Annotated in this window: 14 protein-coding genes and 1 pseudogene; 13 read left to right on the top strand and 2 right to left on the bottom strand. The window is 58.1% G+C overall.

Annotation, left to right across the window (positions count from 1 at the left end; genetic code table 11):
• From FFS45_RS39345 to FFS45_RS39315, 7 genes are all read left to right on the top strand, one after another.
• On the top strand, positions 1-3,728 hold a 3,728-nt coding region (locus FFS45_RS39345), incomplete at its 5' end, for a YadA-like family protein (protein WP_171029878.1).
• Between the two features lie 180 nt (positions 3,729-3,908).
• The gene (locus tag FFS45_RS39340) at positions 3,909-4,589 is read left to right on the top strand and encodes an OmpA family protein (RefSeq protein ID WP_137960002.1); all 681 of its coding nucleotides are present in this window, start codon (positions 3,909-3,911) and stop codon (positions 4,587-4,589) included.
• A 180-nt stretch (positions 4,590-4,769) separates the two neighbouring features.
• A complete protein-coding gene (locus tag FFS45_RS39335) occupies positions 4,770-6,335 on the top strand; it encodes a hypothetical protein (protein ID WP_249363116.1) in 1,566 nt (521 codons plus the stop codon).
• A 17-nt stretch (positions 6,336-6,352) separates the two neighbouring features.
• Positions 6,353-7,510 carry a DUF2827 domain-containing protein gene (locus FFS45_RS39330; RefSeq protein ID WP_137960001.1) on the top strand — a complete coding sequence of 386 codons (1,158 nt, stop codon included), beginning with the start codon at positions 6,353-6,355 and terminating at the stop codon, positions 7,508-7,510.
• The gene (locus tag FFS45_RS39325; RefSeq protein WP_137960000.1) at positions 7,507-8,664 is read left to right on the top strand and encodes a DUF2827 domain-containing protein; all 1,158 of its coding nucleotides are present in this window, start codon (positions 7,507-7,509) and stop codon (positions 8,662-8,664) included. The genes FFS45_RS39330 and FFS45_RS39325 overlap by 4 nt, the downstream gene beginning before the upstream one ends.
• A 36-nt stretch (positions 8,665-8,700) precedes the next feature.
• Positions 8,701-9,846 carry a DUF2827 domain-containing protein gene (locus FFS45_RS39320; RefSeq protein WP_137959999.1) on the top strand — a complete coding sequence of 382 codons (1,146 nt, stop codon included), beginning with the start codon at positions 8,701-8,703 and terminating at the stop codon, positions 9,844-9,846.
• Between the two features lie 102 nt (positions 9,847-9,948).
• Positions 9,949-10,731: a helix-turn-helix domain-containing protein gene (locus tag FFS45_RS39315; RefSeq protein WP_137959998.1), complete on the top strand. Its 783-nt coding sequence runs from the start codon at positions 9,949-9,951 to the stop codon at positions 10,729-10,731.
• A 241-nt stretch (positions 10,732-10,972) separates the two neighbouring features.
• Here the strand turns inward: FFS45_RS39315 and FFS45_RS39310 are convergent.
• A pseudogene (locus tag FFS45_RS39310) lies at positions 10,973-11,734 on the bottom strand (ISNCY family transposase); the annotation flags it as partial.
• A gap of 1,434 nt (positions 11,735-13,168) precedes the next feature.
• On the opposite strand from FFS45_RS39310, the gene FFS45_RS39305 reads away from it, so the two are divergent.
• Genes FFS45_RS39305 through FFS45_RS39295 form a run of 3 tightly spaced genes read left to right on the top strand, consistent with a single transcriptional unit; the run spans position 13,169 to position 18,790 of the window.
• Positions 13,169-16,300, top strand: coding sequence for a hypothetical protein (locus FFS45_RS39305; RefSeq protein WP_137959997.1), 3,132 nt, complete (start codon positions 13,169-13,171; stop codon positions 16,298-16,300).
• 1 nt (position 16,301) lies between these two features.
• A complete protein-coding gene (locus tag FFS45_RS39300) occupies positions 16,302-17,399 on the top strand; it encodes an ATP-binding protein (protein ID WP_137959996.1) in 1,098 nt (365 codons plus the stop codon).
• On the top strand, positions 17,384-18,790 hold the full coding sequence (locus FFS45_RS39295; RefSeq protein ID WP_137959995.1) for a hypothetical protein: 1,407 nt from the start codon (positions 17,384-17,386) through the stop codon (positions 18,788-18,790). The genes FFS45_RS39300 and FFS45_RS39295 overlap by 16 nt, the downstream gene beginning before the upstream one ends.
• A gap of 274 nt (positions 18,791-19,064) precedes the next feature.
• Here the strand turns inward: FFS45_RS39295 and FFS45_RS39290 are convergent, their stop codons facing one another.
• Positions 19,065-19,310 carry a helix-turn-helix transcriptional regulator gene (locus tag FFS45_RS39290; RefSeq protein WP_137959994.1) on the bottom strand — a complete coding sequence of 82 codons (246 nt, stop codon included), beginning with the start codon at positions 19,308-19,310 and terminating at the stop codon, positions 19,065-19,067.
• A 101-nt stretch (positions 19,311-19,411) separates the two neighbouring features.
• Here FFS45_RS39290 and FFS45_RS39285 point away from each other — a divergent pair, with 101 nt between their 5' ends.
• From FFS45_RS39285 to FFS45_RS39275, 3 genes are all read left to right on the top strand, one after another.
• Positions 19,412-19,846, top strand: a complete 435-nt coding sequence (locus tag FFS45_RS39285) for a hypothetical protein (RefSeq protein WP_137959993.1) — start codon at positions 19,412-19,414, stop codon at positions 19,844-19,846.
• Between the two features lie 55 nt (positions 19,847-19,901).
• Complete coding sequence (locus tag FFS45_RS39280) at positions 19,902-21,269, top strand: hypothetical protein (protein WP_137959992.1); 1,368 nt, start codon at positions 19,902-19,904, stop codon at positions 21,267-21,269.
• A 103-nt stretch (positions 21,270-21,372) separates the two neighbouring features.
• Entirely contained in the window at positions 21,373-22,062 is a 690-nt protein-coding gene (locus FFS45_RS39275) for a type IV toxin-antitoxin system AbiEi family antitoxin domain-containing protein (RefSeq protein WP_249363115.1), read from the top strand.
• Positions 22,063-23,035 lie beyond the last annotated feature (973 nt).

Raw genomic sequence — 23,035 nt, 5'->3', positions numbered from 1 at the left:
CTTCGACCGGTATTGCATCGGTGTCGACCTCGGCCTCGACGGGCATCAGCTCGTTGTCGACAGGCCTGAGCACGACCAACAGCAGTGTCGCCAGCCTGTCAACATCGGCTTCGACGACGGCTAGCTCGCTGTCGACCGGCTTGAGCACAACAAACAGTAGCGTAGCTTCGTTGTCGACGTCGGCCTCAACTGGTATCGGCTCACTCTCGACGGGCCTGAGCACGACCAACAGCACCGTGACCTCGCTTTCGAGCTCGGCTTCGACCGGTATTGCATCGGTGTCGACCTCGGCCTCGACGGGCATTAGCTCGTTGTCAACCGGCCTGAGCACGACTAACAGCAGCGTCACGGCGTTGTCGACGTCCACGTCGACAGCCGTGGGTTCGTTGTCCACCGGTCTGTCGAACGCAGTGATGTATGACGATTCGACGCATACGAAGGTGACGTTGGGTGGCGTCGGCGCAACAACTCCGGTGACGCTGACGAACGTGGCGCCTGGTGCGGTGAGCGCAACGAGCACGGATGCGATCAACGGCAGCCAGCTTTACTCGCTCTCCACATCCACCTCAACGGGTATCAGTTCGCTGTCAACTGGTCTGAGCACGACGAACAGTACGGTTGCATCGCTGTCGTCGGGCATGGGCTCGATTTCGAGCAGCCTGAGCACAATCAATAGCAATGTGGCCTCCCTGTCGACGGGTCTAAGCACGACCAACAGCAGTGTCGCGAGCTTGTCCACATCGACCTCGACGACAGCCAGCTCGTTGTCGACGGGTTTGAGTACAACCAACAGCAGCGTGGCTTCTTTGTCGACATCTGCCTCGACGGGCATCAGCTCCCTGTCGACTGGGCTGAGCACAACCAACAGCAGTGTTGCGAGCTTGTCCACGTCAACTTCGACGACAGCCAGCTCGCTGTCGACGGGCCTGAGCACAACGAACAGCAGTGTGGCTTCGCTGTCGACGTCGACCTCGACCGGTATCGGCTCGCTGTCGACCGGGTTGAGCACGACTAACAGCAGTGTCGCGAGCTTGTCCACATCGACTTCGACGACGGCCAGCTCGCTGTCGACGGGCCTGAGCACGACCAACAGCAGCGTTGCTTCGCTCTCGAGCTCGACTTCGACCGGTATTGCCTCGGTGTCGACGTCGGCCTCGACGGGTATCAGCTCGCTGTCGACCGGCTTGAGTACAACGAACAGTAGTGTAGCTTCGTTGTCGACGTCGGCCTCGACTGGTATTGGCTCGCTCTCAACAGGCCTGAGCACGACCAACAGCAACGTGGCCTCGCTCTCGAGCTCGGCTTCGACCGGCATTGCCTCGCTGTCGACATCCGCCTCGACGGGCATCAGTTCGCTGTCGACCGGGTTGAGCACGACCAGCAGCAGTGTCGCCAGCTTGTCCACATCGACTTCGACGACGGCCAGCTCGCTGTCGACGGGACTGAGTACGACCAACAGCAACGTGGCTTCGCTCTCGAGTTCGGCTTCGACCGGTATTGCCTCGTTGTCAACGTCGGCTTCGACAGGCATTAGCTCGCTGTCTACGGGTCTGAGCACGACCAACAGCAGTGTCGCCAGCCTTTCCACATCGACTTCGACGACAGCCGGCTCACTCTCGACTGGCCTGAGCACAACGAACAGTAGCGTGGCTTCGCTGTCGACGTCAGCCTCGACCGGCATTGCCTCGGTGTCGACGTCGGCCTCGACGGGTATCAGCTCGCTGTCGACCGGCCTGAGCACAACCAATAGCAGCGTGGCTTCTCTGTCGACATCCGCCTCGACGGGTATTGGCTCGCTCTCAACGGGCCTGAGCACAACCAACAGCAACGTGGCCTCGCTCTCGAGCTCGACTTCGACCGGTATTGCCTCGGTGTCGACCTCAACCTCGACGGGCATCAGCTCGTTGTCGACGGGGCTGAGCACGACCAACAGCAGTGTCGCCAGCTTGTCCACATCGACTTCGACGACGGCTAGCTCGCTGTCGACGGGTCTGAGCACAACGAACAGCAGCGTGGCTTCGCTGTCGACATCCGCCTCGACGGGTATTGGCTCGCTCTCTACAGGCCTGAGCACGACGAACGTTAACGTAGCTTCACTGTCGACCGGGCTGAGTACAACCAACAGCAACGTCACGTCGCTGTCGACCTCAACCTCGACTGCGATTGCCGCAGCGAAGACGCACTACTACAGCGTCAACGACAACGGCACGCAGCAAGGTAACTACAACAACGACGGCGCGACGGGTGTCAACTCGCTGGCTTCCGGTACCAACGCTACGGCATCCGGCGCAAGCAGTGTCGCGGTGGGCGACGGCGCCAACGCCAACTCGAACGGCGCGGTCGCTGTGGGTCAGAACGCATTGGCCACTGGCGGTCAGGCGGTCTCCATCGGCGCGGCCAACACGGCAAGCGGTGATGGCGCGGTCGCAATCGGCGACCCGAACATTGCAACGGGGACGGGCGCCGTCGCCATGGGAGCGAACAACACCGCTACAGGCAACGGTGCTGTAGCCTTGGGCAACGCGAACATCGCTTCCGGCGATGGCTCGCTGGCTCTCGGCAACAGCTCGACTGCCGCGGGTGCAGGTTCCCTGGCGTTCGGTTCGAACGCCATAGCGAACAACCCGAACGACGTGGCGCTCGGCAGTGGTTCGGTAACGGCTGCACCGAACCCAGTGGCAAGTGCGACGATCGGCGGCTCGGTGTACTCGTTCGCCGGTGCCAATCCGACGAGCGTGGTGAGCATCGGCTCGCCGGGAGCTGAACGTCAGCTCACGAATCTGGCGGCGGGTCAGCTCTCGGCCACCAGCACAGACGCAGTCAACGGAAGCCAGCTCAACGCAACGAACCAGGCGTTGAACAGCCTTTCGACCTCGACCGCGAACAGTGTCAGCTCGCTGTCCACGGGCGTCAGCTCGCTCTCTACCGGTCTGAGCACCACGAACAGCACGGTGGCCTCGTTGTCCACGTCGACGTCAACCAGTATCAGCTCGCTCTCGACGGGCCTATCGAGCGCGAACAGCAACGTTTCGGCGCTGTCGACGTCAACTTCGACGGGTCTGAGTTCGCTCTCTACCGGTCTGAGCACAACGAACAGCACGGTGGCTTCGCTGTCAACCGGCGTGACCAACATCAACAACCAACTGAGCCTGCTGTCAACGTCGATGGTAAACAACAGCACCAACACCAATCGCTCGCTAGCCAACTCGGGTATCGCTGCCGATATGAGCGCACCGAACGCCGCAGCTCCGACGGTCACACCAGGTTCGAATTCCGTCGCAATCGGCGCGAATTCGACGGACGGTGGACGTTCGGATGTGGTGTCCGTGGGTAGTTCAACGCAGCAGCGTCAGGTCACCAACGTTGCGCCTGGCACGGAAGGCACTGACGCCGTCAACGTCAACCAGTTGAATGCGGTTTCGTCGACCATGTCGTCGTCGCTGAACAACCTGGGCAATCAGGTTGCGCAGCAGCAACAGCAGATTCAGCAGACCGACCAGATGGCGCGCCAGGGCATCGCTGCAACCGCAGCGGTTGCTTCGATCCCGCAGATGGATCGGGAGGCCGTGTTCGGCATGGGTCTTGGCACTGCGGCCTTCGGCGGTCAGCAAGCGGTGGCGGTCGGCATGCAGGCGCGCATTACCGAGAATCTGAAGGCAACGCTGAACGGCGGCTTCAGCGGCAGCCAGCACGTTGTGGGCGCCGGTGTGCTGTATCAATGGAAGTAATCGCCCTTGATTGGAACCGGGCATAGGCCTGGTTCCGGTTTCCCGTCGGCCAGGCATCTCATCGGAATATCGATGGCAAGGCCGATTGTTCTTATCGGACTGAAAAGGGCGAGCGTACGGGTGCGCCGTTGTTCTGGTGCAATGCGTGCGTTTGCTCTCATGTAACAAGTGGGAGTTAGCGTGAAACCCTTCGATATCTCGATCATCTTTGCTGTTCTGTCGCTTGCAGCCTGTTCCAGTGCATCAGGTCCGACGTTCAGCGCCAACGAGTTGACTCCGCAGAACGGTGTTCGCACGTTCGAAGTAGATTGCCATGGGCTTTTCTCCGGCCCCAATACATGCATGAAGGCTGCCACGCATATCTGCCGTGACCAGTCAGTTCATGTGCTGGAGTCGACAAAGTCACTTCGTGAAAAAGCGGATCCGAATTCGCTGGTGTTCCAGTGTGGGATACCGGTCGCAGCGGAGCCAGCGGCTGTGGATGTCATCTCGAGCGTGGCTGACGCTCAGCCGCGGGTGGTGACAGTGACCTTGGCCGGCGACGCGTACTTCGCATTCGGGCGAGCCGACCTCACTCCGGCGGCGCGCACTGTGCTCGACAGAATGCTGGGTGAGCAGAGCGAAAAGCACTTCACGCAAGTCACCGTGACGGGCTATACCGACTCGGTTGGAAGTGATGAGGCCAATGTCGCGTTATCGCAGCGACGTGCGGCTGCCGTCGCAACCTATCTGCGCGCTCGCGGTCTGCAAGCGGACAAACTTGTCTCTGTCGGACGCGGCAAGGCCGATCCGGTTGCCTCGAACGAGACGGCGGACGGACGCGCGAGCAACCGGCGTGTCGAGGTCGCGATGCAGCCTTGATGCTGGGAACGGCGTGTTATAGATTTGTAGGAAGTGCCCGGCCAGTGGACGCGCGGTACGGCTGCCAGATCGTAGATTATGCAAAACGACTTCCTTAATTCGCTGCAATTTGTCTGGCAACGTGTTATCGATCTCGTCGACGTTGCGACGCAGCATCCATCGAGCGACGCCGTTCGAGCGTTGCTCGATGAGACGGTTAAAGGCTTGCGCGCGCTCGATGACAATGCCCTTATCTGCGGCGTTAGCGCGGCGTATGACTCTGGAAGGGTGGACGAAGCGATTCGCATTACGGCTGCAGTTGTGCGTGTATCGCCAGATCGCGCGGGTGCGCATTTCGCAGCAGGATTGGCATTGCAATATGCCGACCGCCAGGCGGAAGCACTGAAAGCTTACCGCAGCGCCTATGTGATTGAGCCTGACCATCCTCACCTCCGAAACAATCTGGCTGCCTCGTTGATGCAAGTCGATCCGGGGAATCCGGAGATTATCGGTTTGCTTGAACAGGCGGTGGTCGACGATCCCGGGTATAAGCCGGCCTGGATCAACCTTTCGCGGCTCAGGCCCGGCGAAACCACACTGGAGCGCGCCGAAGTGGCGACACAGCGTGCAGTCTCGCTAGCACCCAGCGATAGCCTGGCGTTGAACAATTACGCGATGCTCAAGAAAGAGGCGCAGCAGTGGGATGAAGCCGAAGAGGCAGCACATGCAGCCTGTGAATGCGCACCGAACGATCCGACCATGCATTTCAATCTGGCCGCGATTCAGCTTGTGCGCGGTAACTTCAACACTGGTTGGGAAGGGCACGAACTCCGATGGCAGGGCGCACGCGAATTGAAATCGGGCCGCCCGGTTTTTACCAAACCGCAATGGCGGGGCGAATCCATCAAGGGCCGCACGCTACTGGTCTGGGGCGAGCAGGGGATGGGTGACCAGCTCCAATTCTGTCGCTACGTGCCGATGCTTGCCGAGCGCGTGCATCGCGAAGGTGGGCAGCTCGTCTGGAACTCGTTTCCACAGATGGGCGCTTTGCTCAAACGTAGTCTCGGCGAGCATTGCGACCTGTGCACAATCGGCGGTGGGATAGAGGCGCTACCGTATTACGATTGCGAAGTGTCGCTCCTGAGTTTGCCGCTACTGTTCGGCACAAACGAAGACACCATCCCTAACCCGGGGCGTTATCTCTCGCCTGACCCAGCGGCGGCAATGCGTTGGCGCGAACGGTTTGCCGCCGAGCGTCGCCTGAGGGTAGGCCTCGTATGGACCGGGAGCCATACGCATCAGCGCAATCCCTACCGCCGCATCAGGTTGGAGCGCTATGTGGCCCACTTTAGCAGCTTGATCCGTGATGTCGCGTTCTATGCGCTCCAGCCCGGTGCGCACGAAGATATTGCTGCGGCGCGAGCTGCGGGTTTCAAAATCGACGATTTCTCTGAAGAGTGGCGTACTTTTGATGACACCGCCGCGTTTATCGATTCGCTCGACCTCGTCATTTCGGTGTGTACGTCTGTGGCGCATCTGGCCGGCGCGCTTGGCCGGCGCACATGGGTGTTGCTGGACGTGAATCCGCACTGGGTCTGGCAACTCGAACGGCCCGACAGCCCATGGTATCCGAATACCAGGCTGTATCGACAAAAGCAATTCAGGGAGTGGGAGCCAGTGCTTGTTGACGTCGCTGCCGATCTTGAAGCGCTTGCTGCAACGCATCGCACATCCGCCAACGGGATTTTTCCGTCAAGCGCAACCTGAACGATAACGGTGCAAACATGCGAATCGGAATTTCGGTGCTGACGCACGCCTCCCAAAACATCTGGTCCAATGGACTGGGACAGAACGTGATCTTTCTCGCACGGCTGCTGCAGCGTGTGCCTTTCGTCAAGGCGGTGTTGCTAATCGACTGCGGGGACCAGGGCGCCATGCCGCCACAGGTCGACCTCGGGGGGCTAGGCCTACGTATCATGCCGATGCGAGATGCAACCGACGAAGTGGACGTCGTCATCGAAATGGCGGGCGCGCTCGACAGCAAATGGATCGATCTCATGCGCGCGCGCGGCCGCAAGGTCGTTTTCCACTGCTGCGGCCAGCCCTATGTCGCACTCGCTGAAGCGGCTGTCTTCGGCAAGTCGGCAACCGCATTGCGTCCCGATCGCTGTGACGAGGTATGGTATCTGCCCAAAGATGAGACGCTCGCGCCAATGTTACGCGCGATCCATCGTTGCGACGCTCACAGGGTTCCTTTCATCTGGCATCCGCAGTTCGTGGAGACGCGCTCGGGCGAGGTCGCCCAAAAGGGCTTTCACTATGGCTACGTCCCACGCGAGGTTTCGCCGGAAGGCGAGCGATCCGGTTGGCGTGTCGCCATTTTTGAGCCGAACATATCGGTCGTGAAGACGTGCAGTATCCCGATGCTGGTGTGCGACGAGGCATATCGCGTCGAGCGCGACTGCATACAGGCGATGCACGTGCTCAACACGCTCCACATCAAGGATCATCCGACCATGCTGTATCTCGCCAACTCGCTCGATATCGTGAAGACGCATCGTGCAACTTTCCATGGCAGGCACGACATCGTTGGATTCATGGTGCAGTTCGGCGATGCCGTGGTCGCTCACCAGTGGGGAAACGACCAGAACTACGGCTACCTTGATGCGCTGTACGGTGACTACCCGCTTGTCCACAATTCGCCGTGGCTGAGCGATGTGGGCTATTACTACCATGACTTCGACGCGAAAGAGGGCGGCGCGCAGTTGCGCCGTGCGGCCCAAAGTCATGACGCCGCTTTGCCGGAGTATCGGTCGCGAACGCAGCGTCTCTTTCAGATGGTCGATCCGATGGCTGACCACAACGTTGAGCAATACGCTACGAGGCTTGCTTACCTGTGCCGCGACACGCCGATCCTCGTCGCCAACGGAGTTCGAGCATGACGACCACATCTTTCCGCAGCCCGCTTACCGAGCGTGGCCTGCGCGTTGGCGTGTCGATCTTCGTGCGCAGGAGTGGGGGGCAATCGATGTGGGAGAACGGCATCTTCCAGAATTGCATTTTCCTCGTGATGCTGCTGCTGCGCTCGCCGATCGTGTCCGAGACTTATCTCGTGGTGGGAGGATCCGACGCTACGCCCGCGGACGCAAAGGACTTTCTCGCCGGTGCACCGGTAGCGATCATCGACATGAACGAGGCAGCTTCAAAACTCGACGTCATGATCGAAATGAGCGCCCAACTGGCGAAAGAATGGACGGTGGCGTTCAGGGAGCGGGGCGGCAAGATTGTGTCGATGCGCGTCGGCAATGACTATGTGATCGATATTGAACGCATGATTTTCGATAAGCCGCAAGGCCTGCTAATCAGTGGAGCGCCGTATCACGAGGTATGGACACTAGCCGAATACGAGCGTAGCTGCAAGCCTTACTACGAAAGCACGTTTCGCGCACCGGTGCGTTTGATGCCACACCTATGGAGCCCGCTCGTTCTCGATCGCGAAATGGCGCGCCTGCGCCCGGGGCAGCGCTTTGAGTATCAGCCGTCGAAGCGGCGCTGGCGCGCCGGCATTTTCGAGCCGAATATATGCATGGTCAAGACCAGCTTCATTCCGATGTTGGTATGCGAAATAGCGCATCGAGAAAACGCCAATATCCTCGAACAGGTTAGTGTCTACAACACGTTTCATCTGAAGGAGCACGCGGGCTTCAACAATTTCGCGTCGCACCTGGATATCGTCCGTCACGGCATCGCAACTTTTGAAGGTCGCTTTCCGTTTGTTGAGGCGGTGATAAACCACGTGGATGTGATCGTGAGTCATCACTGGGAGAACGCGCAGAATTATGTTTACTACGAAGCGCTCTATGGAGGTTATCCGCTGGTTCACAATTCGCATCTGCTTGGCAACTGTGGCTACCGTTACCACGAATTCGATTGCGAGGAGGGCGGGCGAGCAATGAATCGGGCCTTCGCCGGGCACGATCAGAACCTCGCTTCGTATCGCACGACCGCCAATGCATTCCTGCGCACGCTCGACCCGGAGTACGAGGAAAACGTACGAACTTATAGTGAAGCGCTGGCTGCGCTTTACGTGCATTGATCGAGCAGGGTGGCGATCGATGGGAGTGTGTCAGACATGAGTTCGTCGAAAGAGGGATTGTCGATTGGCATCACAATCGGCTTGCACGATGCAGGGGAAACCATGTGGAACAACGGCATCAAGCAGAATGCCGTTTACCTTGCACTGGCGCTCGCGCGGTGTCCCGGTGTGGCGCGGGTCATGCTCGTCAATACGACCGTTGTGCCGGTCACGCAGAGCTTACCTTGGGACCAGCAGGCCCTCCCGACGGTGCCATTCGATGTCGCCAAGGATCTCGTGGATGTTCTGATCGAGTTAGGAGGGCAGATCGACGCCGCCGCAACCGACTATCTCAAGCAGCGCGGCGCGCGACTGGTGTCGTATTGCTGCGGCTCCGAATACATTCTGGCTACCGAGGCCGTCCTGTTTCGCAAGAGAATGTGGGGCAGCAATCTGTTCGTCAACCAGCGATACGACGACATCTGGATGATTCCGCAGATCGAGGTGAATCGCGGCTACCTGGAGGTGCTGCGCCGGCAGCGCGCGCGCGTCGTGCCATTCGTGTGGAGCCCGATGTTCCTAGCGTCCCGTCTCGGGGAGTTTCCCGAGATACCGCACGGCGGGGAATATCGACCGAGAGTGGGTGCACGACGTCTTTCGGTTCTCGAGCCGAACATCAACGTCGTGAAGTTCTGTCTTTATCCGGTGCTCATCGCGGAACTCGCTTACCGGCAGCGTCCCGAGGACATCGAACTGCTGCAGGTGTGCAACGCCTCAGCGCTGGCGCACGACAGTCCGGAGTTCGTGTCACTGATGAGTCAGCTGGATATCGTGCGCCAGCACAAGGCGGTGTTCACTGACCGTCATGAAACACCCCTGTTTCTCGCGCAAAACACGGACATTGTGATCTCGCATCAGCTCGAGAACCCCTTGAACTACCTCTACCTTGAGGTGTGCTGGCAGGGCTATCCGCTCATACACAACGCGTCGCTTTGCCCGGATCTCGGCTATTACTACGAAGACAGTGACGTTGAGGAAGGCGCGCGCAGGCTGATCGAGGCGATTGCCACGCACGACAACCACGCCGGCTGGTATAGGGAGCGGCAGCGGACACTGATCGCCCGATATCTTCCTGACCATCCGCAGGTGGTCGAGTCTTATGCAGCTCTGCTGGACGACCTGATGAGGCGACCGCTGCGGTAGCGGTGTGTCTCAGAAGATCGAGTGCACGATCCCAGGCATTTAATTTCCCTTGGTTCAGGACTATCCTGCTGGGCAGGGGCAGATAGATTAGGTTCATTCGCCATGTTCGCCAATACTCATGTTCTGGTCGTAGACGACAACCTGGATGAGCTGAGGCTGCTCATTGAAGCCTTACGGAGTGCCAGATCCAGAATCAGTGTCGCTATGGATGGAATGCAGGCTTACCAGCGTGCGCTCGCCGGCAAGCCCGACCTGATCGTCATGGATATTCGAATGCCCCGCATGGACGGTTTTACAGCATGCCGACTACTGGCAGCCCATCCCGACACCCGCGATATCCCGATCATTTTCCTGAGCTCGCTGGGCGACCTGGACAGGCGGCTGGAGGGGTTGGGGGCTGGCGCCGTTGACTATGTCATCAAACCGTTTGAGCCTGCTGAAGTTGTCGCCCGGATCCAGATTCATCTTCGAAGGATAAAGCGGCTTGAGCCGGACGGCGGTGTGCAACTGGAAGGCACAGAGGACGCGCCGCTTGTGCAGGCTGCAATTGACTACCTGCTGTCACATTTGCATGATCCTCCGACCCTGGATGGCCTTGCGAAACTTCTCGGAACCAACGAGAAGCGGCTTTCGCGCGCATTTCGGAAAAACATTGGTAAGACCCCGTTTGAATATCTGCGCGAGAGGCGCCTGGAACTGGCGAAGCGTCTTCTGGTTGAAACCTCGCTTGCTATTAATGCTGTAGGCGATGAGACCGGCTTTACCAGCGCGGCCAACTTTGCCACGGCGTTTCGAGAGCATTTTGGTCAGACGCCTTCCGAATATCGGCGTACAAAGTGCCGGGAAGCTTCGAAGCCGGTATCTGGGGAGAGCGAGTCTTGTTAGGTTCCTCGGGCTGGAAGCGCCTAGCCGCGTGCCGGTTGTAAAACACGACATCTGTAAATAGCCAGAACACGACATTAGGATATAGCTGCTACACCCAATGTCTAGGCCAGATTGAGATGTCGTGGCGCCAGCCAAATACAGATGTCGTGGTTCTGACCTTGGTTTGGGTCCTGTCTTTCATGGTTTGAAGCACACGCAGCGTTGAAGGAGGTGACTGAGCGGGCAGGGCGTGTCAGCCGGTTCAGCGGGTGCGTGCAGACCGCTGGCCAGGCGTTGAAGACGGCTCCGGCTGTTGTGCGAACTGCAGGATCGTTTCGTCGAGATCGGCCCGCGTGAACTCGCGCTGTTTCTTCGTGCCCGGCAGGCGTTCCTTCTCACGGACCGGCTTGCCCTGATTCGTACGGGACGGCGAACCGGAGATGCGCCGGTTGTCACGCTGCGCCTGCAGCGCCTGCGCGACCCGCAGCACATGCGCCAGGTGCTTGTGCTCGATCACCGCGCCCTGGTCGATATCCGCGAGCCGGTCGTACTGCCGGCAGGGCAATACCAGACCATCGGCCCGGATCTCGATGTGGCCGTCCGGATACTCCCACACGTCAATGTAGCGGTGAATCAGCCCGCGGTTTGCCGGCGTGTCCTCGAGCAGGTACATGACCCGGTCGTACTGCACGGTCAGCGCCTTCGTCACGCGCCGTGTCTCGCGCCACGTCATCAGCCGGTCCAGATCCTCATCGTCACGCAGCGGCCGGTGCGCATCGAACGCACCGCGAGGCGGCTTCGCAAAGCGGGCGTTATAGGCGGCGATGAAGGAGGGCGCGTACGCATTGGCCGCCTCCACCGTGCAGATGTCCCTGAGCCGCAGCTCCTTCACCAACCGGTCCTGCAGCGTCAGATGCGCGCGCTCCACGCGCCCCTTGGCCGAACTCGAGTTCGCGCAGAACGTGTCGATGTTCAGCCCGTACATCGCGCGGCCAAAGTGCGTCACGCTGTGCCCCGTCTTGCCGGCTGCCGTGCATCGATGGGACACAAATCCGGGGGGAAATTCCGGCCCGCAAACGGCCGCCAAATCTAGCTGCACTTCCGATAACCACCGGGATTTGTGTACACGGAGGCGGCTCCGGTGAGTTGCACCTTTCGGCATTGACACAAATCAGGTGGTCAATGTCTCGGCCAGTTTCTGTGTACACAAATCAGGGCGTAAAGATCATTCGGGCCCCATTCCTCGAGGCCGAGACAGGTCTCTGCATCTGGTTTCCTCCGGCTGTAAGCCGGCTGTTCGAGCTCGACTGCTCGGGGAAACCGTAGTCGGATGATGGAGGTATGAAGGTTAGTGCCGATGAGCTGCAAGTTTGTGCGCATTGGTGACCCTGCCTGGTGGGCAGTCGCAAGCCCGGATGTGACTGAGCTGCTTTGACCTTAAAGTGAGGTCTTCGATACCTAGTAGGGAAATTCCGGCATCGTTCTTGAAGAACCCTGTCCTGGCGGAGAGCATGTGCTGCAATCTCACAATCTGCAGTTTCTCGAAAGCACAAGTAATCTGTCCGGTCTCATCGAGCGCAAACACGGGTGGCGGCCCAGCTTGGATCAAGCGCAAGAGATACTCGCGTGCCTAAGGCAAGGTCGCCTGTTCTATGAGATATCAGAGACCGTTCCAATTGAGATACGACGAGTCAGCGCGACCAACTAGAAGACCGCACTCGTGCATAGGACGCGGGTGCAGCCTTCGCTCGTTGAGTATCGGCACCACCGCCTGGAATTCGATCGTAAGTTCAGCAACTCGAATGGCGCGACAACCTCGGCCGCACTGTCGATTTGACTTCGGGTTGCCTCGTGGCAGCCCAGGATTGAGTTCCCCTGCTCAACAGGCTCCTGCGTCGATCCGGCTATGCACGAGCGGCGTGCGTGCACCCGTGGTGTTCGGATTATTTCAGCAAAATTATATAAGTAGGTATGCGAAGTAAAAGTCGATGAGAGATCTTAAATGTCCTCTCTTGCGAGATAACGCGGTATCGCGTCTCCCTCATCCCAGTTTCAGGGGCAACAAAACACGTGCGTTATTAAATATCCGATATTTATTTATACGTGTTATGTATTTTAGTGGCGAAACTAACTCGTATGTATAAGATAGCGAAAATAAATATATTGAAAATATTTCATGATTATGCAAAATATCGGATTCGACGCGAAGGAATAGATTTTTTACTGGCGATGACCCACCCGGCAACTCAAATGCCAGTTTCGGGTGCTACGGAGAGGAGAGAACAAAGATGACCTAGAGCAATGCCATGTCCTGTAAGCAGAACAGGGAGTTGTTGGCGCAACTCCCTTTAACCCAGTTCCGCGGGACGGACCCCTTGCACGGCATTATTCTTGGCTTTTCCTGCGGAAAAGTCAAGGGGGTCGTTCGTCCCTGCGATTTCTCAGGAAATCCTATCTCATGAACGATATTGCTCCTGTGGTTTTGCCGCTGTTTGAGCCCGATCCCCACTCCACACTCAACAAGATCAGCTACCAGCGCGGGGATCGCCCGGACTCGATATACGTTGGTGTTTTCTTCAAATCCAAAGGGTATTCGGTAATACGGCGCGATGCCGTGCTGATATTTACGCTCTGCGAGCTGGTTGCCGACAGGGATGTCGAGAGTTTTATCGCCGACAGGCACTCGGTCAACGAAATCATGCGGGCAAACGAACTGCCGCGGGAAGCCGCCGATCTCGTGATTACTTACACTTCCGGGCTTACACAGTGGTGGAAAGTCTTTCGGGAAAAATCTTCCTCCGTGCGCGCTGAACTGCATGAGCGGTGTGTCGCGCGCGCCCAGTCCCTTGGCGTTACCTACCGGGTGCGGTGGCTCGACGAACTGCAGTTCTGGGAAATCAAATTCGACAACTGGCTCAGACTAAACCGTGCCATCTCCGCGACCCGCCAACTATCGAGCTGGGCGGATCATATGGCCGAGCTCGACAGCGAACTACGGGTGCAGGAACGACTGACTTTCGATGAGCTGCTTGGCCGCCGCCCAGATATCGACCGGGGCGCAGGGTTAGGTGCGATCGCACGTTTGCTTCATAGAGGTCATGCGCTTGCTGACCTCGAAATGCGCGTAATTTCATCGAGCACGATTTTGAGGACGGTCGCTGAGGATAAACCTGACGTCATGCAGTTGCTGAGGGAGCGGGCGGAATCGGAACTGGCATTGCTTCCGGCGCCGGGCAATGCCGGTATCCTGGACACGCAAGGCAGTCGCAGCCGTCGTGGCCGGCTTGGAAGACCGCCCATTGTTGCCAGCGACCGGGTGCCGGCCTTCGAAACCTGGCCCGAGCCGGACGCCAGCATGCTGCAGGAGGAAGGACTGCTACATCAATATGAAGCGCGCAAGACGGCTGTCATGCTCTTTGCCAAACATGAAAGTGCAGAGGAGATCTGGTCCCAGACGCACATCAGTAAGGATAGGGCTCGCGAGTTCTACAAGAAATGTCTCGTGATCGAAAACAATCGCATGATAGGTTTCTACGCGCTCATCCCGTATTCCCGCAGGAAAGTGTATGAGCGCAAAGCAGCTGTCAAGGCATTGAAGAGTCTGAAGACAAAGGGCACAGCGGGCGCTTTCCAGCAGTTGTTGCGCGAAGTTCCGGGTAGCAAGCAGTTTCTGGATTCGTTCATCGTGGCGGAAGAGGGGGAGCCCGCCCGGACCTACGATAGCATGAGGGATATACACCGTGCCTTTCGGGAATGGCTGGAGAGCCACGGTAGAGCGTCAGGCCAGTATCCGTTTGTCCGTCACTCTATAGCGTATCAGTCAGTTCGCCGTTATATCCGGGCACTCCAGCGCGAGCATGGAGTTGAATTTCCGGGTGGTAAAAACCCCAAGTTCGGCCCGACGACAGGTACCGGTCATCAGCGACTGATCAAGCCTCGAGGACCGGCATCTTTCCTCCAGCTCGACTACCAGGATGTGCCGGCCGCATGCATCCTGATCGTATCAAACGACTTCGGTGAAGAGTTTGAACTGCCAATCCAGCGGTTTAGTATCGCGTACCTTGCATGCGAGTACAGCCACGCAATCCTCGGTGTCGGAGTGGAGTTCGAGGTGGAGGCAAGCGCCGATTCGGCGCTGGAGGCGATCCACAGCGCGATAAGCCCCGATGATGACTGGCTTTTTGAAGGCAACCTGAAGTACACCGAGCACGGAAAGTTTCTCTTGAGACACTTCGTTCCGGAACTGACCTGGGAGAGTTTCCTCATGCTTCGGGTCGACAACGCGCTTGCCAACAAGGCGCATGACTTCGTGGGGAACGTAGTGGATACGGTCGGGTGCGTGGTGCATTACGGCCAGTCTCGTGGCTACTGGATCCGCGATGTCATCGAACGGACGATTGGCCAGATGGAAGCTCATGGTCTGGTTCGGCTACCGTCCTCGTACGGATCTGGGCTGGACGACCCACGACGGGATAATCCAGAGGCCAAGGCAGTGGAATCGCGTATACGGCTCGCCGACATGATGTCGATTCTGTATGGCGCTGTCGAAGCGCACAACCTCCGGTCATCGCACGCCAACCAGATGTCCAGTCCCGTCGTGGCGATGAAAGCTGCTATCACAAACCCGGAACTCGGCTTTTTTAGTCAACCTATTCCAAAGGAGACGCGTCTTGTCTACCGGCTCCTAAGTCACAGCGAAGACCGGACCATTGCGGGCAATGAGCGCGACGGCGTCTATATCCAGGTCGATCACGTGAAATATCAGAATACGGAAATTGCTCGAAACTTCGACCTTGTGGGGCGGGAAGTCCGCATTTTCGTCAGCCGACGCGACAGCCGGTTCGCGCGGGCCTACGTCAAAGGCACGGGCACTGACCTTGGGCCGCTAAAGGGGCGTGGCGGCTGGTGCAAGGTGCCGATTTCCTGGAGACATCGCAAGCTGCTGCAAAAGGCTGGTGCCGCGCCTGGCGCGTCGGGAAATGATCCAGTCCGGAAATGGCGTGATGAACTGGCCAGCAAGGTCGCGAGCTTGCGACGTGAAGGAAAAAAAGGTGGTGGTGCGCAGGCGCTTTTGCTCGCCCAGTTGTCGCAGAACGAGGCCAGAAATCAGGGGCCCAATCCGGGCTTTGACACGTCGTCCCCGCCGCACATTCAGAACGGCTACCCGTCCGTACCATCGGTTGCGCCCGCTTCTGCAACACCGCAGCCTGAGGAGGTTGCCGACGTCTCGCCGATCGCTGGAGTGGTCGACGCTGATAAGGCCGATAAGGTGGTAACCGCGAAGGCAGCGGTGGGGCCGACCAAGAGCACTGCAACTCGGGGTCGCAAAGAAAACCGAAAAGCAGGGCAGGCCGTTCCTGCGGGGTCCGACCTTCCGACCAGTACGGTAACCGACTCATCGATCAAATCTCCAGTCGCCGAACAGCCTCGTGAGCAAGTCCGGAGAGGTAAGCGACGCGCAGCGGAGGACGTTCCCGTTGCTCCAACGCCTGCTGTACCGGAGATATCGTCGCATGCTCCGGCGCCTGCGTCACAGGTGCCGATACCGGGGGCATCGTTCGGCCTGAACCGTGTACCCAAGGGGCGTTGACATGAAGAGAGCCAAACTGGACGGCACAACGGACGCGGATTCGGTGCACAGGTTTGTGAGGTCCCGGGATCAACTGCTCGAAGAGCATCCTGTGCTGAACAAATACACATTCGAGACGGAGGCGATCAGACGTTTTTACGCTGTCGTCAAATTCCTGATCGTCGCTGGATTCGATAGCTGCTCTTTTGGCGCACTACCGCGAAGCGGCAAAACATTCGCGATACGGATGATCATTCGCTATCTCGCAACGGATTTTCCGCGGTTGCCGGTCTATGTGTTTAATGTGCCAAGAGCCAATAACCGGTACACCAAGGGCTTCCTGGATCGATGGCTGCGAACTGTGAAGCACCCGGAAAGGAATGGTCAGATCCATTTGCTCAGAGGACGGATCGTCGAGCGGCTCCTCACCGATGCATTAGCGATGGACTCGCGGAAAGTGGTCGTGCTACTTGACGAGGCACAGAACATGGGGCCTCATGATCTGCAGTTCCTGAAGGACATCTACAACGAGCTGCTTCTGAACGATGTCTATCTCGTTACAGTATCGGTCGGACAGCAACCTGAACTCAACGAGACACTGGATAAACTCAGGCTCGCAGGAGATAGCAAGAAGAACGGTTCTTATCAGGACCTCATCCCGCGCTTCTTCGGCAATAAACGCGACTTTCGGCACCTTGAATTTCCCGCCGATGTTCTGGCTATCTTTACGACCATCGACGAACAGATCCTCGCTGGCTCTGGAGGTATGACCTGGACGCAGTTCTTCGCCCCGAAACTGTGGGGCAGGAACTGGCGGCTCGCGGGAGAGGTGACCACGCTCGGCGTAGTGCTCAAAGAACTCGGCCACCTGCATCCGGGAAGCTCGCGTGACGGAGAGGACAACATGAGTTTCGTCGCACCGGGGTTGTTGTTCGGGGCGCTACGGTATTTTCTGGTGGCGATGAGCGACAGCGACACCTCCGAGGCGGCCGAGGCGACCGAGGCTGCTCAGGCGGAGACGACGAGGTGGCAGATATGGAAAGATGGGCTGAGGTACTCGGAGTTCGAAGCCGGGTCGGGCAAGAGACAACGGGAGGGTACAAGTTGGTACGTATCCTGAAGAGCGAGGCAGAGGGGCGTGACGCAGCGTTGAGCGCGAGAGCGCTGAACCAGGATAAGCCGGGCGAAGTGGGCGACACGAATTCTGCGGAAGGGTTTGGTGCTTTACCCTATGAGTCGGACCGTTCTCTGGTGCTCAGGTACGCCTGGTTTAACTGGGTCAAACTGAAGAATATCCAGGTCTTGCCCCGCGGCAGATTGTCGGTCGCCGCGGCGCCCACAAAAGAAGGCTGGAGCAACACTGGCCGTCTCGAGCGCCGGTTTCGCAACAGAGACCGCTATAAGCGTCGCGACGGTCACCAGTTGGGGTGGCAGATAGATCACTATGTAGCGACAAACAGTTTTCGCTATTGCCCGGTGTGTTTTGCTGTCGGATACCACTCGTATTTTTTTCAGCTACGGTGGCTGCAGGTATGTCCAATGCACAATTGCCCGCTCGTAGTGGTTTGTCAAAGTTGCGGTGCCATGAATCCCCTCCATATGGCGCACAAGGGAGTCGCTGTTCGCCAACGGCCATACGAGTGCGGATGGTGTTCGATGCCGGTCTCGGGCGAGCCGATTCGCACGCATGACATGCTGGATTGGCAGGCAGACACGCACAATCTGGTCGCTGCTTTCGAGCCGATTGATCGCTGGTGTCGGCGTGTGTCAGACGAATTGAACTTCTGGAGCCCGATCGCGTTCTCAGATCCGATCGCGAGTGAGCGTCTTAATCAGATGGTTATGAGGCATGCCGTCGACGCTGAGTCACCACGTTTCCTGGCCAGCTTACGCGAAGGGAAGAGCGTGACTGCATTTTCCTGGCGTAGCAGGCTCAAGGCTCCCCCCTATATTAATGCCTTGCGAAATGAGGCGCCCGAATACAGGGCAAATCCGGTACCCGTCTGGAGAGTGCTGGCTAGGCGATTGCAGCGATGGGCACATGCGGTAGCGAGCACGATGGACTCGACACCTGCTAACCGTGGAGCTGACAATCCACCGTGTGCAAATGCGGCAGACCTTGCGCTCGCTTGTGAGATGTTGCGTGCCGCAGAGGCGAGGGACTTCCGTTATGACGATCTGGATTGGTTGCAGCTCTGGCTAACGAAACTTGTCAAGCAAACGCCTCGCGTCTGGAAGGTGTATCGGGGAGGGACCCGGCTCGCGATTTTCGCGTTCGGGCTGGTCACGATTGCGAGCTATCTCGCGTGTCTGATGCTGGAGGGGAATCGGATGAACTGGATGCACCGAGGTGGCGTGTGCGCGTACGGTCGAAACGATAACGGCAAGGAGGTCGGCAGGGCTATCTTCTACCGGATTCCATTGCTTGATGTGAGACCCTTCCGGATAAATCTGTCGAATCCGGCATTACACCAAATTGAACGCGGGCACACCAGTCGATGCGTGCGGTAATCACGCGCACGATATTAGGACAAGCTGGTTCCGTGCGTTGTTACGTCAAGCAGGACGTAACGCGCCACGAGTGCCAGCCGCGTCTTGTTTGAATGGTGAAGCGCACGTATGTCCGCTGGCGGGGCGATCGACACACGTGCGCCGCATCGCAGCACTCGTTGCTGTTGGCTTACCTGAGCGTTCCAATCAGGTCGCCAGTATCTAGCCGAAGTCCCAAGGCCCAAGGCCCAAGGCCTGAATCTGGGCACTAAAGCGGACAAAAAATGGGGCTATTCTAAAGATCCGAGGTCAAAAAGAAGTCGGATGCTTTGCAGTTCAGCGAGTCGGCGATTTTCAGCACGTTGAGCACCGAGACGTTACGCTCGCCACGCTCTATCTTTCCCATATGGCTACGGTCGATTCCGGCGTAATGCGCCAGCGCTTCCTGAGAAATGCCCGCATCCCGCCGCTTCTGACGGATGGCGCGTCCGAGCGCGACGAGCCGCTGTTCCCTATCGCCCTTTCCTGAGACCCTGTCCATGCGCGCATGGTCGCGCTATGGTAGAGTTCAGGCCACGGCATTTACGACCCATTTTATAACCTCGACTGTCACACCGACCGCGGGGCTCCAACTGAAACGCAATGTTTTTTACTGATATTTCATGGAAGGCAAAAGCCACCGGTGCACTGATTGAGCCGTTCGATCGCTGGACGATAGTAGGGCTTTCGCGAGCTTCGCCGTCATATGTTGTCCATCATTCTGATGTGGACTACAGCGATACCGACACGTACATGCTGCTCGCTGCAGGAACGGAATCGCTTGTTTCTCTTCTCTGCAAATCGTGGGCGGATGTACCTAAAGTCTATGTCCTTGCTCATGACCGGATGATTCCGGTAGATGAGCTATGGTCGTATCGCACTCGGGGGCGCAAACCCGCTCGGTACTACGCATGGAAGGGGGAGCAGGGCGAACTGGTGCCGTGCGAGTCTGACCAGCCCCCGCTGACTCAAGTCGTGGAGCGCGTCTGTCTGTGGAAGAGCGTATGCGGCATGCTGACGGGCGCCGAGGTCTTATGAAAGCGCGGCTCAGGGGCAGGCCATTTGGCGTCGGCGAAGCATGGCCGGAAACCGAGTGACGAATTGGGCCTGGACGGGCGCGGATCAGGCCCCCCTGAGGAGTGAGTCTTCGTTTGGCGTGCTGCTCCGTCTATCTGCGTTCAATCATCTCGGACGTTCGCTTGCGCGACGACTGTTCGCACGTAACAAATCATCTCGTGCCGGATTTGGTTTTTATCGAACCGGATGGATCGACGACCATTTTCTGAATGCGCAACTCGGATGGACGTGGCAATCGCCCGAAAGTGCGCTCGTGCTTCCGCTGATCCATCTGCAGGAGGTTTTGTGGGCACCGCTCGTGCGCTATTGCCCACTGTGCATGCAGGGAGGTTTTCATGCGATCTGGTTCCAGCTGTCGGCATTGCAGGTTTGCCCGTTTCATGGGTGCCCTCTCAAAGACCGGTGCTGCGTTTGCGGGATCCCGTTGGGACAATATGGATCGGCTGGCGAGTTGTTCGAACGGCCGCTTCATTGCAACCATTGCCAGTCGCCATTTGCTGGCGCGCCGGTTGGACTGTCTGACTCTCTGGATATCTGGCAGCTCCGTGAGGCCATCGATGCGTCGTTCGATCCCTACACCCAATGGCTCGAATTCGCTCATGAACGGTTGATAAGTCTGGATGAAGCCTCCGCACAGAGGACTGGCCAGTCGCTTGGTCCGCACGCGATCCGGTTGCTGCAAAGTGCGGTGCATGACATCGCGCCCTATCCACGCGGTTGCGAGTCACGCGAGGGCCGGTCTGTCGGATACGTCGGCTGGCGCCTGATTGGCGAAGAATCTCGCGCGATGCCGTTTCCTTCGAAATACCGATATCTCTCGGCGGGGCGCGCTCTGGATGTATACCGTGCGACGATTCGTACGCTGTTTCGAAATGTTGAAGTACGCGGCCGTTCGGCCCTGCCTTTACGGCTGAAATTCGAAGGGGACCGTTCATCAGAACTTGTTGAGTGGAACCCATCGCAACTCGCCTTGGTCCTCCTCCGATGCGCATTCGAATTGCCGTGCGTGCTGGATGTTGCGGCAGGCATCGCCGGAATCGGTATTCGTGAGGCCGTGTTCGCGGCGGCGCTCGTCGGCAACCGGCTTCAGCGTTCTTCGTGCCGGGTTTTGATCGTGGCAACGTATGGGATGTTGGTCGTGAGGGCGCGTGAGTACATCGCTCGCGGCTATATGAGTAGGACGCATCTGGTTGCGTCGCCGCGGGAATTGATCGTGTTCGCGGCTGTTTCTGACGCCGGCACCCATGCAGGTATGGCTGTCATACCGGCGCCCGACGACAAGTCGCCCCTGCTCACAAGACGCATGGGACGATCGGGACTCGCAGACATCGACCTATTAAATCGCGACGTTATCCGGGTGCGCAATGCACGCGAGCAGAAATAGTGTTCGCCGCGAGCGAGCTGACCTATACCAGTTTGACCGGTCATTTGGGTCGCTCCGGTATACGTGTCTATCCTGCGTTGCTGCAAAAACACCGGATGCCGTAGTGGAGCAGAAACTGCGAGGAACCGAAGTGACGAATACGACCGAAATTGTGCAGTTCCTGATGGACTTCGCGCCACGATCGCAGCCGCTCAGTTTGCGGTACTTCGCGGCGCTTGAAATTGATGCGGATCAGGTCAGCAAACTCGTGCATCAGGGCTGGCTACGGCAGTTGTCCGAAGACGCCTATCTGTTACGTGGCGACCAACCTGGAGTCGATGGGACGATTGCCTATTTGCGGTCCTATATTCCTGAGCTCCATGTCGGCGGTAGAACGGCGCTTGAGTGGCATCGGATCGTGCATAATCTACGTTTTCGCGACCGCGTTGATCTGTGGGGATCGGGAAGTCGGGATATGCCAAAGTGGGCGGTGGAACGGCTAGCCTGCTCCTACTATTCGCACTCGTTATTCGATGATGGGATGAAACAGGGAGAGGGGCTCAAGCCGCTTGCATGGCGTCATCCGCACGTGCTGGTTTCGGTTCCCGAACGCGCGATTCTCGAATACGTTAGTGTTTCGCTCGAGCTGGATCTGATAGACGGTGTGAGAGACCTGATTGGCAGTTTGAGAAATATCCGCTTGAATGTATTGCAGGCGTTAGTTGACTGCTGCTCGCGCAGGGACGTTGTGTGGGGGCTCAAGTTTCTTGCGGAGGACGAGGGACTAGAGTGGGCTATGCATTTGCGTGCATGATGTCTGGCGAAAGAAGCCCTGAAGTGCGAATGAGAACGTTCCGGGAATCAGGCGTATCGAGCTACCAGCAGTATGAGTGGATCTGGCCTTGGCACATTTGGCTGGACGCAACATGCCAAATGATATGAATCGTTGTTCATCGAGCGAAGTAACTCTCGTTGATCCGTGCCAGAGCTTCCCCGACTGGCCGGCTCCATGTTCACTTGCAGCCATCGCGAAAGCTAGGGCCTTGCCCCAAAAAGCACCAAGCGAGCCCGATATCGACCTGTCATCGGTTTAAGCTTACATGACGAGACGCGGGAGCGGCTACCAAACCAACGCTCCAGCGTCCATATGAGCCGAGGGAGGCTGTTCATGAAATGGGTCGCTCCTTTCTCTGGATGGCCTTATCGCTTCGTCGCTGGAACATATCGACTGAATCGCGAAGTGAGGTGGCGGGATCGGTTCAGCCCCTGCGCTAGCACTTGCCTTCGCACCGGTTGTCGCCTTCATGGTCAGGTGAAAGCTCGTGCGCCTGAACGGCTGAAATGGCGCGAACTGGAGCTCAAGATCCAGCATCGCCTGCCGTTATTGCAGATGCGATTCAGTGCGTGGGCTATTCGGAGGCGAACATTCTCGCATGGCCATAACAGGCCACACACGCGACGGGAATGCCTCAGCCCATTCGACGCCTTTCAGACTTACGATTGGGCGCACTGCGAGCTCGAAGATCTTAGCCAGCCAGATGGCTGCACGTTTGTGTGCAATACCCACCTGCTAGCGTTGCCGAGCTTACCGGAATACGAAAACTAAAGAATGATTATCGGGGATTTGTACCATGGACACCGTTATAGCTTCGGTTCTGCTTCTCATTGCCATCGGGGTGTTGATTTGCGCGGAATCCTGACCCACCCTACGCAGTAATTTGCATCGAATATTGACCCACGTAGAACACTGACCTGCTCGGCAACGGGCGGGGGAACGGAGTGATCGA

The organism is Burkholderia sp. 4M9327F10, from assembly GCF_005503145.1.
In the GTDB taxonomy this organism is placed as follows: domain Bacteria; phylum Pseudomonadota; class Gammaproteobacteria; order Burkholderiales; family Burkholderiaceae; genus Paraburkholderia.
This window is presented reverse-complemented; position numbering and strand designations above follow the sequence as displayed.